Raw genomic sequence first — 15,239 nt, 5'->3', positions numbered from 1 at the left:
CGACATGAGCTACGTTTTCATCGGACTCACCATCCTGCTGACGGTGTACGGCCAGCTGATCCTCAAGTGGCAGGTCGGCGTTCATGGGCATCTGATTGCCGCGCCGCTGCAACCGTTGAACCTGCTGCAGCTCCTGCTCAAGCCGTGGGTGATTTCTGCATTCGCGGCCGCTTTCGGCGCATCGCTGTGCTGGATGGCGGCCATCAGCAAGATGCCCATCAGCCGCGCCTATCCCTACATGGCGATCAACTTTTTCCTGGTCGCCCTGCTCGCGGTCGTGCTGTTCCGTGAGCAGCTGGACAGCTACAAGATCGCGGGCACGCTGATCATCATGCTGGGTGTGGTCGTGCTGTCGCGGTCCGCTACCTGATCCACCTTATGCCAATTACCGCGAGGCCCACTTGATTCCCTTCAACAAACCTTTCATGACCGGGCGTGAGCTGTCGCACATCGCCCAGGCGCATGCGAACGGCCACCTGTCCGGGGACGGCCAGTTCACCAAGCGGTGCCATGCACTGCTCGAACAGCGCACCGGCGCGGCGCGCGCGCTGCTGACGCACAGCTGCACCGCCGCGCTGGAGATGTCCGCGCTGCTGCTCGACCTGCAGCCCGGAGACGAGGTCATCATGCCCTCGTACACGTTCGTCTCCACAGCCAACGCCTTCGTCCTGCGCGGGGCCGTCCCGGTGTTCGTCGATGTGCGCCCGGACACCCTGAACCTCGACGAGCGACTGGTGGAAGCCGCCATCACCGAGCGCACGCGTGCGATCTGTGTGGTGCATTACGCCGGCGTTGCGTGCGAGATGGACACGCTGTCGGACATCGCGTCCCGTCATGGGCTGGCGATCGTCGAAGATGCGGCGCAGGCGATCCTGTCGAGTTACAAGGGCCGCCCGCTCGGGACGATCGGTGCGCTGGGCGCGCTGAGCTTCCACGAAACCAAGAACATCATTTCCGGGGAAGGCGGCGCCCTGCTGTGCAGGGATGCCCATTTCGCCGAGCGCGCCGAGATCCTGCGCGAGAAGGGCACCAATCGCAGCAGGTTCTTCCGCGGGCAGGTCGACAAGTACACCTGGGTGGATGTCGGGTCTTCCTTCCTGCCCGGCGAGATCACGGCCGCGTTCCTGAGCGCCCAGCTGGAGGATGCCGACCTCATCAACCAGCGTCGCCTCGCCATCTGGGACCGCTATCAGGACTGGGCAGCGCGCCACGAGGCCGAAGGCCGGCTTGTCCGCCCCACCATCCCCGCCGACTGCGTGCACAACGCGCACATGTACTACCTGCTGCTTCCTTCGCTGGAGGCGCGCACGCAGTTCATCCAATCGCTCCGCCAGCAGGGTGTGCAGGCCGTGTTCCATTACATCCCACTCCATTCGTCGCCGGCTGGACGCGAGAACGGGCGGACCGGCTCGACGATGGCAGTCACGGACGACATCAGCGATCGCGTCGTCCGGATGCCGTTCTGGCTGGGAATGGAAGCGCATTTCCCCGAGATCTTCGCTGCTGCCGACGTTGCGCTGGCGGGTTGACAACATGCATACGCGGCCACGATTCCCGCCTCGGGGTGCGATGTTCCTGGTCGTGGCGCTTGCAGGTCTCGCGTTCGCCAACGCCGCACTCTACATCTCGCAGGCGACCATCCCGTTCGTGACCTCGGACGGGTGGTACTTCGTGGACGCGTTTCTGCACAAGTACTACACCGGCGGCATCGGCCTGCAGGATCTTTACCTCAAGCGCAGTACGGACGACCACGCGCAGCCCATCCAGAAACTCCTGCTGATCTGGAACGCCGAGTATTTCGACCTGGATTTCGTCATCGAAGCCTACGTCGGACTCGGCTTCGCGGCGATCGCCTGGGGCCTGATGCTGTGGGTGGCAGCCCGCGACAACCTGGCGTCGGGCGCAGGGCGCTGGTGGATCCTGCCGATGGTCGCAAGTGCGGCGAGTTTCGTCTCGCTCAGCAGCGGCATGGTCTTCAACTGGTCGCTGGTCACGCTGGGCTACCTGGGTCCACTGGCCATGTGCGCGCTGGCAATCGCCGCTTGGCAGGTCATCGAACGTGACCGCTGGCTCCCCGTGCTCCTGATCGCGCCGCTGGTGGTGTTCACCCAGGACGGCAGCGGCCTGATCTGTGTCCTCGCCGTCGCATGCGCCGTCATGCTGCGCGAAGCGAAACTGCGCTTCCGGGGTTGGCGCAGCGCACTGGCCCTGCTGGTGCTGCTGCTGGTCACCGTCGCGCTCTACCGCTGGCTCAGTCTCGCGCACCTGCATCCAGGCCTTGGAACACCGGCCGCGGCGCCGCTGACCGCAATGCTGGACGCGGGGTGGCGGCCCCTGCTGCAGATGATGGTGTCGGTGGCGGCGCAGTCGGTGGTGGACCGCGGTGCGGCCAGGCTGCTGCCGGTCCTTGCGGATCCGGCGCACCAGTTGCTCGGTCTGCTTGTGATTGCCGCGCATGCCTGGTTCTGGCTGCGGGCCCTGCGCGACAGCTGGAATCGCACCCAGTTCCTGGCGGTCAGCCTGATGCTGTTCTGTTATGGCGCCACTGCCGGCATCATCATCAGCCGCGTGCCCACGTTCGGGCCTGACTACATCTTCCAGCCACGCTACGTCATGCTCTATCAACTGGGCACCGTGGCTCTGGCGCTCATGTCGGCCGGCAGTGATCGCCGTCACTGGGGCAGGATGCAGACCGCACTGCTCAGCGCGATGCTGGCCGGCATCATCCTCGTCCAGGTGCCGCTGTCGAAGGCGACCTGGAACGCCGCGCCCTATGTGCAGGCCTACGGGAATACCCTCGGGCGACAGATGATCCTGCTGGGCAAGGCGCCGGCGCTGCGCCCTGTGTCGTGCGCGCCCATCCTGGTGATCTGCGAGGCCGGACGCGACGAGCGGATCCGCTCCATCGAGTTGCTGCGCGAGCATCGTCTCAATGCGTTCTCGGAGACGATGCGCAGCCGCTATGCGATGGAGCGTCTGGCAGAACCGGCGGGGCCTGTGGAGCTTGTGCCTGCCCCTGATGGCTCACCCTGAGCCAGGCGTCTGGATCTCACATCCCTTAGATGTGTCGACATCCGTTTGCAGCAGAGGTGCGGCATCCGCCGCACCCACGACACGGATCCGATCGCCGGGTGAAACGGCTTGCCGCAGCAGGACGTGGCCGCTGAAGCCGCCGCGCGCCACGACTTCACGCGCGCCCGCCTGACGTTCGATCTCGATGGCCACGCTGTGTCCCTGCCGCAAGCCTGCAGGCACATTCCATCGCAGCTCGGCGGCCTCGGTGGCATCGGTGCAGCGCGCGCGCGGGGCGGCCACGACGCAGATCACACAGCCATCCAGGGACGTTGTTTCGTCAACCACCTGATACCCAACCCCTGATGGGTCGGCCGGCGGCCTTTGACACGCTGTCACAAGCAGCGGGAGCGCCATCAGAAACACCACTGCCGCACGCGCGCCGGACGCTACTCTAATTTCACGAATTTGCAACATATATGTAAAATCACCTCCGGCGTCAGGACCACCAATATCCCGGAGCCACCCAAAAAAGCCAATGGCCTGTTCGCTCTCATGGCCATTCCGACCGTCAGTGTCAGCTCCCGTTTCCAATCGTCCGCGCCTAAAAACATGTGCATTCACACGCTCAAGAGTCGATTCGTTTTCGTCATCATTTTCAGTGGTCTGGCATTGGCCGCCTGCAAGCCTTCGGACGGGGATGTCGTCAATGCGGCGCCCACAACGGCACCAACTCCGCAAAGCGCCGAAGAGGACGCCGCATCCCATACAAGTCTCGATGGCCTGCAGATTGCGAACTTCGGACCGCAGTCGATTCCTGTACAGAGCGATGAAGGCGGGCCAGCGGTCAACATCTGGGCATCGGCCGACCGCAGCCTCGAAAATACCGACGCGTCACTGTGGCTGGACGGCGAACTGCTGGCGAATCGCGCGGTTTCGGGCTCCACAGTCACTGGCGCGGTGTCCACTACGGTCCTGACGACACCTGGCGCGTATGCGCTGGAGATCCGCCTCAGTGATGCCGCTGGCAAGCATATCCGTAGCGACGCGGTGACTTTCAACGTCGAGTGAACAACGCGTTTGGAGAGTACTTGCGCAGCGGCAGCACTGCGCAACGGACCGCCTGATCATGGACGTGTAACCAGATGGACGTAAATCCGGCCGCGCAACCGCGTAGTCGTCTGCCGCGATGCGTGTTGCTTGCAGGCGCCAACGCTTTCTTGAGCCTGGCTCTCTGCGGCCTGATGGCAGTGATAGCACACTACTATTTCGACTTTACTTACACGGCCGCAGCCACGATTGCCACGGGCTTGCTTCTTTCGCCGGTACTGATCGCTTTGGGGCCCTCGTTTCGCAGCTTCCACTGGGGCGCTGTGCTTTGCATCGTGCTGGCCGGCATCCTCATGCTGGGCAACCCGCTGAAGATCGCAATGATGCGGATGCCGCTGTCGTTCCAGGATCTGCAGGCTCTGCCTGTCCTGCTCAATACGTTGAGCGGTCGGCGTCTCGCCGTGGCGATCGCCCTGATAGGCGGTTTCTTCGCTCTCCTTGCGTGGATGTTGAGGATTCGCGCAGGAACGCTGCTTTCGGTGCTCTTGGCCGCTGGCTACATCGCTGCAATTCCATCAGCCCTGCGCGCGTCCTCATCCGTGGCCGAGGTCGCATTGCCGGTCGGCCTGCCGTCGCATGAAATGTACGACGGCGAGGTCGTCAAACTCAGCCAGAACGAAGATCCGATCGCTTTCTTGAAGGGACGGGGCCCGATTCTCTATCTGGCGCAGGACTGGCTCGATCGCTATGCCGAGCGCGAGGGCCCGACGCGGGCCGAGATCGAGAAACTCCCGCTGCAGCCTTGGCAGCCGCTCGCGCAGCCTCCGAAGCGGAACATCCATATCGTGCTGATGGAAAGTCTTTGGGATGTATCGTCCCTCGCACATCATCGCACCAACACCGATCCACTCGATCCGCGCTTCAGAGCATTGTGGGAGGTTGCCGGCAGACCGTATGCGCTGTCGCCTGTCTTCGGGGGCGCAACTGCCAATGCGGAATTCGAGGTGCTCTGCGGATTCCCGGCACCGCGGAACTCCGTCGCGTTCGTGGGCCTGCTGCGACGCCCCTCGCCCTGCCTGCCCGCTGCGCTGAACGCGTATGGCTATCACACGGTTGCGAGCCATGCCCACGAAGAATCCAACTGGAATCGCAACAACGCCTACAAGGCGAGCGGTTTCTCGTTTTACCGGCCTGTCAGCGCGTTCGAGCTCGATGACATGGAGGGCGCCTACCTCTATGACGGATCCTTCTTTCGGCAGAATCTCGACTATCTGACCGCGCTCTCACCTGACGTTCCAGTACTCAACTATCAGGTCACGCTGTCGTCCCATTGGGGATATTCAAGGAACCACGATGCGCGTCCGGACCTGGTATCCGTAGAGCCGGCCGACTCCCCCCTCTTGAACGCGTACGTCAATGCGGTGGCCTACAGCACACGTGCCTTGATGGATTGGACTGTGGCCATTCTGTCCGCTGACCCGGATGCCATCATCATCGCGCTGGGGGACCATGCCCCTGTATTGACGGGCGGCACAGCCCCTGATGTCTACGACCAGGTCAATGTCAGCGACACCGGCCATTTCGACAGCGATGACACGCGCGCCAAGCTCGCGTTGTCCCGCACCCCCTTGCTCGTGATCGATGGCGACCGCGGGCCGGTCACCTTGACTCGAGATGTTCCACTCTACGAACTTCCCGGTCTGATCTCAGACCTACTGGGCGAAGGCGAGCTGTTGCCCCAGTCTTCACAGTCCGCGCCCTCGTCTGTCCGACCGTTTCTCGGCCACCTGCTGGCAAACGCAAATGGCGACTGGCACAACTGCGCGCATCAGGCGCCGCTGGCTGATAGCGAGTCCTGCAAAGCGGCACGTGCACACTTCGAGAAACTTCGGACGTTGCGTGCGGACTCCATACAGGGGAACCGCTACTTCCTTCGCAATCTGGATGCTCACCTGACGCTGGTACACAGCGCGGACACCGACATGACCATCGACGGGGCGTGGGAAAGCTGCTTGTTCGAAGTCAATCAGTGGGGTCCACAGCAAGCGGCACGCGATGGCTACAACCTGCAGCCGGATGGCTCCAGCAACATCTGGATCACGATGAAGCGCCTGCGAGGGCGACCCACCGTTCACATCGGCACCGTTCAAGGTGAAGCGACGTACGGCAGCGGCGTCATCACCGCCAGGTTCGACGACGATCTCTTGCGTTCCATCGACAGGGACTTGCCTGTCACGCTCCAATGCGAGAAGAAACCACCATTGACCATCGGTCATATCATGGCGGCAGCGGCCCCGGACGCAATGCCCTCCCCTTAGGGGCAGACCGCAGCCCAGACCAGGACGCAAGAAACCTGTTCGACATCAAGAGTCCGCTCACAAGCGACTAGACTGCCGCTTGTTCTTCAAGCGCGGCCGTGCCGCAGAGAGATGACCGTGGATCGAAAGAAAGTCCTCATTGCCTTCGGCACCCGTCCCGAAGCCATCAAGATGGCGCCGGTCGTCAAGGCGTTCTCGACCGATACGTCGCTGGACACGATCGTCGCCGTGACCGCCCAGCACCGGGAGATGCTGGACCAGGTGCTGGACTTGTTCAAGATCGTCCCCGACGAAGACTTGGACGTCATGAAGGAGGGGCAGACGCTGCCCGACCTGTTTGCCCGCATCCTCACCGGCATGAGTGCGGTGATCGCACGACACCGCCCCGACATCGTGCTGGTGCATGGCGATACCTCCACCACGCTGGCGACTGCGCTGGCGGCCTTCTACAACAAGGTGCAGGTCGGCCATGTCGAGGCAGGCTTGCGTACGCGAAACATCTGGTCGCCGTGGCCCGAGGAAGCGAACCGCTGCCTCACTGCGCCCCTGAGCAGCGTGCATTTCGCCCCCACGGAGCGCTCACGCGCGAATCTGCTGGCTGAAGGCATCGGCGCAGGCACCATCGAGGTCACCGGCAATACCGTCATCGATGCGCTGCTCGACGTCGCCGAACGCATCGAACGCGATCACGCGCTGTCCGCCGATCTGCAGGCGCGCCTGCCCTTCCTGGACGCGGGCCTGCGCATGGTGCTGGTCACCGGCCATCGCCGCGAAAGCTTCGGCGGAGGCTTCGAGCAGATCTGCCACGCCCTGAAGGCGCTTGCCGAACGCGGTGACGTGCAAGTGGTGTATCCGGTACACCTGAACCCTAATGTGCAGGAGCCCGTCAACCGCATTCTCGCCGGGGTCAGAAACGTGGTGCTGATCGAACCGCAGGACTACCTGCCGTTCGTCTACCTGATGTCGCGCGCGTACCTGATCATCACCGACTCCGGTGGCGTGCAGGAAGAAGCACCGTCGCTGGGCAAACCCGTTCTCGTCATGCGTGACACGACCGAGCGCCCGGAGGCCGTCGAAGCCGGCACCGTGCGCCTTGTCGGCACCGATACCCGGCGCATCGTCTCCGAAGCGGAACGGCTTCTGGACGACGCCCAGGCCTATGCAGCGATGTCGCGTGCGCACAACCCCTACGGCGACGGCAAGGCATCCGCACGGATCGTGCAGCGGGTCAGACAGCAGCTCTGAACCCGCCGGGCCGGCGGCCTTCCCGGAGGACTGCCGCCGCCCAAGTCAACCGCGGACTCAGTGCGTGCCGCGGTCCCGGTACACGTGGGGCGACCAGGGGCCCCACTTCGCTTCGTAGATCGCCTTGTTCTGTTCGAACAGCACCTGCTTGGCCTCGCTCTTGAGCTTGTTGAAACTCGCCGACAGATGGTGATGCACGAACACGTCTTCGGCGCACAACACCTTGAAGCCCTTGAGCGCGAGTCGTCGGCAATAGTCGTCGTCCTCGAAGAATCCGACGCCGAAGTCTTCGTCCATCGGCCCGACGGCCTCGTACGCCTGCCGGGGCATCATGACGCAGAAGAAGGCTGCGGTCGCCATCTCGAACGACACCCCGGGATGACGCAAGGTATAGGCGCGGGCACGTTCGATCATCTCCTCCATCGAGCTGTAGTGGATCTCGATGCGCGCCTCGTTGCCGATATTGTTCGTCACCGGGCCCACCAGGCCCGCCTCCGGATGCCGCTTCAGGTGGCGCAGCATGCCGCGCACCCAACCGGGCGTGACATAGGTGTCGTTGTTGAGGATGACGAGGTAGTCACCCGTGGCGGCGCGAAGACCCACGTTGTTGCCTGCCGAGAACCCCAGATTGGCCTCGTTGGCGATGAATCGACGGTTCTCTCCGGCCGCTGCCCACTCCGCCAGATAGGCCTGGCTGCCGTCCGAGGAGGCGTTGTCCACGGCGATGATTTCCAGGTTGGGATAATCGCTGTAGCGCACCAGGCTATCCAGGCACGCCTGGGTGAAGGCCAGATTGTTGAAGCACAGGACGATCACGCTGACCCTGGGTTCGTCGATCTTCGCCAGCGCCGCGTCGAGATCCGCCGCCCTGTGTGACCAGGTCTGGTTGCGCGCGAATGCCTGGCGGGCCGCAACCGCAGCGGGCTCCATGCTGGCGGGTTCCAAGGCGGCCGACACCTGCTGCGAAAATCCGGTCGCAGTGTCCGCCAGCAGCACGAGGTCCTCGAACTGCGACATCTCGGGCAGGTCGACCGACACGGTCGGCTTGCCTGCGCTGAGGTACTCGTACACCTTCACCGGATTGGTGGCCAGCGTCAGCGGGATCACCCGGAACGGCAGCAGGCATACGTCGAAGGCATGCAGCCAGTAAGGCAGGGTCGTGTAGGCAACCTCGCCGGTGAAACGCACGTTGGGCAGATCCTCCAGGCGCGCTTCCGCCCCAACGGTATCGCGTCCGACCAGCAGCACCAGAGCGTCTGGGTGGTCCACCGCCACACGGCGCACCAGGTCGACGTCGAACCACTCTGCGATCGCGCCGTAATAACCGATGATCCGCCGCTGCGCTTCGTCGACGAAGACCTCGGCCGGCCGCGTGCAGAAATGCGCGTACTCGGTCGCGTTGCGGATCATCGTCAGGTTCGCCGACTTGTCTGCCATCTCGTCGTGAAGCCACTGCGAGGTGACGATCAGCAGATCCGTGTTCTCGACGAGCGTCTGTTCGCCGGCCAACACGCTGGCGGCGTTGTCCTCGAATCCGCCGTGGTGGTCCATGCAGTCGTAGACGAGCCGCATATTGGGCAGGCTCTGCGCCGGCTGCAGCCAGAACGGATGCTGGACGAGCGAGATCGAACGCGTCGTGCCCGCCCATACCAGCAGCTCGGCGAGGCTTGCACGAATCGCCTCCACCTGCGCGGGACTTGCGATGTCGAAGTAGATGGCCGGTGCGCCGGCGACATTGAGATTGACCTGGAAAAGCCGCTGGGTGTCGTCCAGCGGTTCGACCGAAAAGCCTGCCTTGGGGGAATCCACGAAATTGTTCGAGATGTAGAAGACCCGATGCCCCTTGCCTGCCATCGCAGCGGCAAGATGCTGCGGCCGCTGCATCCGGAAGTGCCAGTCGATCACCGACCAGACGAAGACGTCTTCCATGCCCGGACCTGCCACTGGAGGCGCATCGGCTCCCGGACCCGGCTTGCCTCCCAGGCGCGCATACCCAGCCCTGAACATGCTGCGCAATCTGGCCTTGTCCGCCGGGCTGATCTGGCCGGTGCTTACCGTACGGCGCAGGAAGTTCCATGCCTGCCGAACGCGGCTACGCCTCGGCAGTCGCTCGGGATGTGCGTTCGCGGCGGGCCCCATCATGCGCCGCACATGACGCGAGGTGCCCCGCGGATCGACCAGCAGGCGCTTCACGGCGCGCATCGGCCGCGTCAATGTCCAAGACGAACTGCTGTAGACGCGCTGCAATTCCGCCTCAAGCGCTGCACTCTGCGCGCGGAGCGCCTGTAGCTCCTGTCGGCTTTGCGCCTGGACGTCTATCCATGCTTCAACCGCGCCGATCGAACGCTCGATGCTGTCGAGCCGCAGAAGAATCGGTGGCTCGCGAGCGTCCAGCGCATGCGTGAGCGCCTGCTCGGCACTCCTAGAAGCACGCCCGTTGGCCTCGACCTCCTCAAGCACATGCTGCATCTGGGAATGGAGCCCGAGGCGCATCGATTCCACGCGCTCAATCGCATGCTGCACCTGCGATTGCAGTTCGAGGTGCATCGATCCCGCAGCTTCAAGCGCATGCTGCATCTGCGATTGCAGTTCGAGACGCATCGATCCCACGCCTTGAAGCGCAGACTGCATCTGCGACTGCAGTTCGAGGCGCATCGATTCCCCGGAGGCCGCGACGGCCTCGCCCAGGCCATCGATCATGCCGGCGATCCGCGCCAGTTCGTCGCGTGATTCGGACGAGCCGCAATGCAGAGCCGCCTGCTCCGCAACCGCGTCCGGCAACGCCCCGACGGTATCCAGCACCGTACGAACCTGTTGCTCGACGAACGTGCGTGTGAAGGCCTCCGAATGGATCGTGAATGCCTGCGCCAGGGACGTGCCGTGAAGCGCGGGCGACGCGACCAGCCGCGACAGCACATCCATGACTTCGCGCGACCAGTACGCGGATGCGCCCGAGGCCGCATACAGGGTGCGGAGGCTGCGCAGGTAATCCTCCACGACGCTCGAACGCACAGGCGCCGCATCGCCGAGCATCTCGGTGAACCGGCGCCACAGCACATCGGCGTCGCGCTCGCTTCGTGCAAGGACCGAGATCTCCGGAACCACGCCAGGCCTAAGCGCCTGCAGTTGCCTAGCCAGTGCGGAGACCGGAACGTCGGGAAGGCCTCGTCCCGACAGATTGCTGCGGCTCGCCGTCGCGTACAGGGCGTCGTCCAGCAGCCCTTTGACCCCGCTGTAGCCAACAAGGACCACGGGAAGACCGGCGGCAAGCCCCTCGAGCGCGACACGCCCCATGCCGGCAACACCGGCATAAGCACGCATGCGTACGTTCGCGTCCGCATGTGCGCCGAGCATGCGGAGCTGGCCGCTGGCGATCATGTCTGTAAAAGAAGCCTCCAGCACGTCCCGCGCGGGACCGTCGCCACAGACGTCGACGCCTTCAAGACCGAGCTCGGCCGCCGCGCGGATGAAGGCCGCGACGCCTTCAATCTTTGCATTGTCCAGTCGGCTCACCGCGAGCCAGCGCCCATGACGCTCGCCTGCAACCACCTCTACGGGCTCGATCGCATTCTCCAGCACGCGCAAACGCTGGGGCTCGACGTAGGGGCAGGCCAGATCGGCGACCTCCTCCGACACCGCGACGACCGCACTCGCAAACGGCAATGCGAGCGAGGTCAGCATGAAGTCGTAGGCTTCGCCGTAGCTACCGGAAATCGAATCGGGACCATGCAGCGTGATCGCGCAGCGCAATCCCAGGGTCGATGCGCACGCCACGGCCGGCAGCAAGGCCGTAAAGGGGTGCGCATGGACGGCGGAGACCTGCTCCCGTCGCGCAAGCTCGACCAGATGATCGACCGCCCCCAGAAAAGCCGCGATGTCCGCCTCCGGCCCCAGCGCGAGGCCGGTGGTCAGCGAAGCCAGTCCCTCGGGCAGCATCGCCTCGGAAAAGCGGTGGCCGCAGGCGAGATGCACCTTCCAGCCGAGCCGCTGCAACTGCGCAACCTCGCCCCGGATGTAACTTTCCAAGCCACCGAGCTCGAACGCTTCCGTGACGATCAACAACGACTTTTCCATGATGTCTCCGACGCCGCGTATGCCCGGGAACGGCTCGTTCAGCGCAGCTGTGTGAAGGCAACCGACACCGGCAAAGCCGCGATGCCCGTCCCTTTCGCGCGTGGGGCGCGCACCTTCAGGATGATGATGTCGGTCTTGCGGTCCAGATAGGCCATATCGGCATGGCTGATGGCCTCTGCCAGCGCGAGGGTCACGAAATAGGTGCCTTCGCACAGCGAGAGATCGATCTTGAACCTGACCTCGTACGTGCCGCCGGTCACGACTGGCCTGACGTTCGCATCGTGATACATGGTGCTGCTGCCGAACGCTGAAACGCCTTCGACGGTTCTGAGCAGGATGCCGAACTGCATTTCATCAATGTCGCCCAGCACCCGGACCCGCGCCGAGATGACCGCCGAATCGCCGACCATGAACGCTTCGCAGCGTTCGCCATGGATATCTTCAGCCGACCAGCTTTCAATGTAGGCGCGCAAGCCGCTGCCGGCCTCTTTCTCCTCAAGGGCCGATCCAGCGTTATCGGTAACGTCGCCGTCCGGCTCGCCGGATGCCGCCAGTGATTCCACCGCCAGCTCCGGCGCGTCGGTTTCGGACCCGGCGTCCACCGTGGTGGTATCCACGACAACCGACTCGATGGCCGCATTGTCGCTGGACACCTCGGCATTGAGGTAGCGCAGATAGGCCTTCTCGTCGGAGTACAGCAAGGCGTGGTACTGATCGATGATCGCATTCGCGTCGCCGATGCCGTGCAGTTGTCCCTTGTGCAGAAGCACGGCGCGCTGACAGAACTTCTCCACCGTGGACGTCGCATGGGTCACGATGATGATCGCGCATCCGCGCGCCCGAAGCCCCTCGATGTATTCGTAACACTTGCGCTGGAACTTCTCGTCGCCCACCGAGAGCGCTTCGTCGACGATCAGCACCTGCGGGTCTACGCACGCCTGCACCGCGAACGCCAGTCGCACATACATGCCGCTGGAGTACGTCCTGACCGGCTGATCCATGTGCTCGCCGATATCGGCGAACGCTTCGATCTCCGCGAACTTCTCCTTCATTTGCGCCTGGCTGAACCCTAGTACCGCACCATTCAGGAACACGTTTTCCCGCCCGGTGAACTCGGCATTGAAACCCGAGCCCAGTTCAAGGAGCGCGGCAAGCAGGCCATTGACGCGGACCTCGCCATGCGTAGGCGTCAACGTGCCGGCAATTATCTGCAGCAATGTGCTCTTCCCGCCGCCGTTCCGCCCCAGGATGCCAATCGTCTCGCCAGGCATCACGTCGAAGGAAATGTCCCGCAGGGCCCAGAACTCGCGGTAGTACTTGCGACCTCTAGGCGCGAAAAACTGCCGGAGCCGATCGCGCGGCGAGTTGTACATCTCGAAGCACTTGGACACGCCCGAGATCGAGATCGCCGGTTCAAAGGACATCGGCAAACCCCTTTCGCGTCTTCTGGAACCATGCGAAACCCAGCCACGCGATCAGCAGCGCAACGCCCATTGAGATGCCCCACGCACGCCAGTCAAATCCATGCCCCCACATCATCAGGCCGCGCATCTGCTCGACGGTCGACGTCAGGGGGCTGACCCGCATCACGGCTTGGTACTGCTCCGGCATGACCGAGATCGGGTAGAAGATCGGCGACAGATACAGAAGCACCAGCGTCAGCGAACCGACCACCTGGGCGACATCGCGCAGGTAAACGCCCAACGACGCCAGCAGCCAGGAAAAGCCGAGCGCCATCAGTACCAGGGGCAGGACCGCAAGCGGCGTCAGCAGGAAGGTCGCCGGCGGCAGGCCGATCATCATCAGGTGGAATACAAACCATACGGCGAAGCTGACGAAGAAATGGAACACGCCGGCGGCCAGCGAGACCACTGGCAAGACCTCCAGTGGGAACACCACCTTTTTCACGTACCCGAGGTTCCCGGTCACCAAAAGCGGAGCACGGTTGCAGCATTCCGCGAACAGATTGAACGCCATGAGACCCGCAAACAGGACCAGCGCGAACTCCGTCTTCGATCCCGTGCCTGTGCCCCATCGCGCGTTGAAGACATAGCTGAAAACGAAGGTGAATACCGCAAGCATCATGATCGGCGTGAAAAAGGACCACATGAGGCCCATCACCGACCCCTTGTAGCGGCCGACCACCTCGCGCACCACGAGTCCGCGGATCAGCCCCTGGTTGCGCGAAACCGTCCTGGCCAGCGCAATCGGCGACGTGGAATGCCGGGTATTCTGCTGACTCAACGCGGCAGCTCCGCCCCGGCCGCTGCGATCACGCCCGGCGCAGCGGTCTGTTCGAGTGCCACCTCGATATCCGCACGCAGATCCTCTAATGCCTCCACCCCAACGCTCAACCGCACCAGATCGTCATTAATCCCCAACGCCCCGCGCCGCTCCACCGGCACCGATGCATGCGTCATCACCGCCGGATGGTTGACCAGGCTCTCCACGCCGCCCAGTGACTCGGCGAGCGTGAACAGCTCGGTGCGTTCGCAGAAGCGTTTCGCAGCCTCATACCCGCCCTTGATGCGCACCGAGATGATGCCGCCGAAGCCGTCCATCTGGCGCTTGGCCAGTGCGTGTTGCGGATGCGAAGCCAGACCCGGATAGATCACCTGCTCGACCGCGGCGTGGCCGTCGAGGAATTCGGCCAGTGCCTGCGCATTCTCGCAGTGGGCCTTCATGCGCAGATGCAGGGTCTTGAGGCCGCGCAGCGCGAGGAAGCTGTCGAAGGGGCCCTGCACGGCGCCGCAGGAGTTCTGCAGGAACGCCAGCTGCTCGCCGAGTTCGGCGTTGTCGCCGACCACCAGCATGCCGCCGACCATGTCGGAGTGACCGTTGAGGTACTTGGTCGCCGAGTGCATGACGATGTCGGCGCCATGTTCGATCGGGCGCTGCAGGATCGGCGAGGCGAAGGTGTTGTCGACGACGACGATCAGGCCGCGCTTGTGGGCGATGTCGGCGATCGCGCGGATGTCGACGATCTTCAGCATCGGGTTGGTCGGCGTCTCGATCCAGACGAGCTTCGTCTTCTCGGTGATCGCGGCCTCGAACGCGGCCGGATCGGTCATATCGACATAGCTGAAGGACAGGCCGGCGCTGCGCGTGCGCACGCGCTCGAACAGGCGGTAGCTGCCGCCGTACAGGTCGTCCATCGCGACGACGTGGTCGCCGCTGTCGAGCAGCTCGAGCAGGGTCGCCGTCGCCGCCATGCCGGACGCGAACGCGAAGCCGCGCGTGCCGCCTTCCAGGCCCGCAACGCAACGCTCGTAGACGAAGCGCGTGGGATTGTGGGTGCGCGAGTACTCGAAGCCCTGGTGCTCGCCCGGGCTGGACTGGGCGTACGTGGACGTCGCATAGATCGGCGGCATCACCGCACCGGTCGACGGGTCGGGCGATTGCCCGGCGTGGATCGCCAGCGTGGCGAGCGCAAGGTCGCGGCGCTCGGAGTGGGACTGGGACATGGACGCTTCCTGGAAAGACGGGGGATTCTAGTCGCCTGGACTGAACGGCAGGTTCAGGGCCGACGCACGGCCCCGA

11 protein-coding genes are annotated in these 15,239 nt (G+C 63.9%); 6 read left to right on the top strand and 5 right to left on the bottom strand.

The window, feature by feature from the left end; translation table 11 throughout:
- Nucleotides 1-4 precede the first annotated feature (4 nt).
- The 3 genes from PQS31_RS14100 to PQS31_RS14090 are packed head-to-tail and all read left to right on the top strand — an operon-like array spanning nt 5 to nt 3,033.
- Nucleotides 5-370: an EamA family transporter gene (locus tag PQS31_RS14100; protein ID WP_272763369.1), complete on the top strand. Its 366-nt coding sequence runs from the start codon at nt 5-7 to the stop codon at nt 368-370.
- Nucleotides 339-1,529, top strand: coding sequence for a dTDP-4-amino-4,6-dideoxygalactose transaminase (gene rffA, locus PQS31_RS14095; RefSeq protein WP_336314356.1), 1,191 nt, complete (start codon nt 339-341; stop codon nt 1,527-1,529). The genes PQS31_RS14100 and rffA overlap by 32 nt, the downstream gene beginning before the upstream one ends.
- Nucleotides 1,530-1,569: 40 nt before the next feature.
- Complete coding sequence (locus tag PQS31_RS14090) at nt 1,570-3,033, top strand: hypothetical protein (protein WP_272763367.1); 1,464 nt, start codon at nt 1,570-1,572, stop codon at nt 3,031-3,033.
- On the opposite strand, the gene PQS31_RS14085 is transcribed toward PQS31_RS14090, so the two are convergent.
- Complete coding sequence (locus PQS31_RS14085; RefSeq protein WP_272763366.1) at nt 3,025-3,489, bottom strand: hypothetical protein; 465 nt, start codon at nt 3,487-3,489, stop codon at nt 3,025-3,027. The genes PQS31_RS14090 and PQS31_RS14085 overlap by 9 nt on opposite strands.
- Before the next feature lie 78 nt (nt 3,490-3,567).
- On the opposite strand from PQS31_RS14085, the gene PQS31_RS14080 reads away from it, so the two are divergent.
- The 3 genes from PQS31_RS14080 to wecB all read left to right on the top strand — a co-directional run bounded on the left by PQS31_RS14080 (nt 3,568) and on the right by wecB (nt 7,625).
- The gene (locus PQS31_RS14080; RefSeq protein ID WP_272763365.1) at nt 3,568-4,083 is read left to right on the top strand and encodes a hypothetical protein; all 516 of its coding nucleotides are present in this window, start codon (nt 3,568-3,570) and stop codon (nt 4,081-4,083) included.
- A 149-nt stretch (nt 4,084-4,232) separates the two neighbouring features.
- Complete coding sequence (locus tag PQS31_RS14075) at nt 4,233-6,380, top strand: LTA synthase family protein (protein ID WP_272763364.1); 2,148 nt, start codon at nt 4,233-4,235, stop codon at nt 6,378-6,380.
- Between the two features lie 111 nt (nt 6,381-6,491).
- Nucleotides 6,492-7,625, top strand: a complete 1,134-nt coding sequence (wecB, locus tag PQS31_RS14070; RefSeq protein WP_272763363.1) for a UDP-N-acetylglucosamine 2-epimerase (non-hydrolyzing) — start codon at nt 6,492-6,494, stop codon at nt 7,623-7,625.
- A gap of 57 nt (nt 7,626-7,682) precedes the next feature.
- On the opposite strand, the gene PQS31_RS14065 is transcribed toward wecB, so the two are convergent.
- The 4 genes from PQS31_RS14065 to PQS31_RS14050 are packed head-to-tail and all read right to left on the bottom strand — an operon-like array spanning nt 7,683 to nt 15,163.
- Complete coding sequence (locus PQS31_RS14065; RefSeq protein WP_272763361.1) at nt 7,683-11,699, bottom strand: glycosyltransferase; 4,017 nt, start codon at nt 11,697-11,699, stop codon at nt 7,683-7,685.
- Nucleotides 11,700-11,737: 38 nt separating this feature from the next.
- The gene (locus PQS31_RS14060) at nt 11,738-13,123 is read right to left on the bottom strand and encodes an ABC transporter ATP-binding protein (protein WP_272763360.1); all 1,386 of its coding nucleotides are present in this window, start codon (nt 13,121-13,123) and stop codon (nt 11,738-11,740) included.
- Nucleotides 13,113-13,943, bottom strand: coding sequence for an ABC transporter permease (locus tag PQS31_RS14055; protein ID WP_272763359.1), 831 nt, complete (start codon nt 13,941-13,943; stop codon nt 13,113-13,115). Before PQS31_RS14055 ends, PQS31_RS14060 begins: the two co-directional genes overlap by 11 nt.
- Nucleotides 13,940-15,163 carry a cystathionine gamma-synthase gene (locus tag PQS31_RS14050; RefSeq protein ID WP_272763358.1) on the bottom strand — a complete coding sequence of 408 codons (1,224 nt, stop codon included), beginning with the start codon at nt 15,161-15,163 and terminating at the stop codon, nt 13,940-13,942. The genes PQS31_RS14055 and PQS31_RS14050 overlap by 4 nt, the downstream gene beginning before the upstream one ends.
- Nucleotides 15,164-15,239: the final 76 nt, after the last annotated feature.

This window comes from Luteimonas sp. BLCC-B24 (genome assembly GCF_028550595.1).
Taxonomy (GTDB): domain Bacteria; phylum Pseudomonadota; class Gammaproteobacteria; order Xanthomonadales; family Xanthomonadaceae; genus Luteimonas.
This window is presented reverse-complemented; position numbering and strand designations above follow the sequence as displayed.

What these genes read in the sequence shown, in the direction of transcription:
- PQS31_RS14100 (WP_272763369.1), top strand. Translation starts at nt 5, where the DNA reads ATGAGCTACGTTTTCATCGGACTCACCATCCTGCTGACGGTGTACGGC.
- PQS31_RS14090 (WP_272763367.1), top strand. Translation starts at nt 1,570, where the DNA reads ATGTTCCTGGTCGTGGCGCTTGCAGGTCTCGCGTTCGCCAACGCCGCA.
- PQS31_RS14085 (WP_272763366.1), bottom strand. Translation starts at nt 3,489, where the DNA reads ATGTTGCAAATTCGTGAAATTAGAGTAGCGTCCGGCGCGCGTGCGGCA.
- PQS31_RS14080 (WP_272763365.1), top strand. Translation starts at nt 3,568, where the DNA reads ATGGCCATTCCGACCGTCAGTGTCAGCTCCCGTTTCCAATCGTCCGCG.
- wecB (WP_272763363.1), top strand. Translation starts at nt 6,492, where the DNA reads ATGACCGTGGATCGAAAGAAAGTCCTCATTGCCTTCGGCACCCGTCCC.
- PQS31_RS14065 (WP_272763361.1), bottom strand. Translation starts at nt 11,699, where the DNA reads ATGGAAAAGTCGTTGTTGATCGTCACGGAAGCGTTCGAGCTCGGTGGC.
- PQS31_RS14060 (WP_272763360.1), bottom strand. Translation starts at nt 13,123, where the DNA reads ATGTCCTTTGAACCGGCGATCTCGATCTCGGGCGTGTCCAAGTGCTTC.
- PQS31_RS14050 (WP_272763358.1), bottom strand. Translation starts at nt 15,163, where the DNA reads ATGTCCCAGTCCCACTCCGAGCGCCGCGACCTTGCGCTCGCCACGCTG.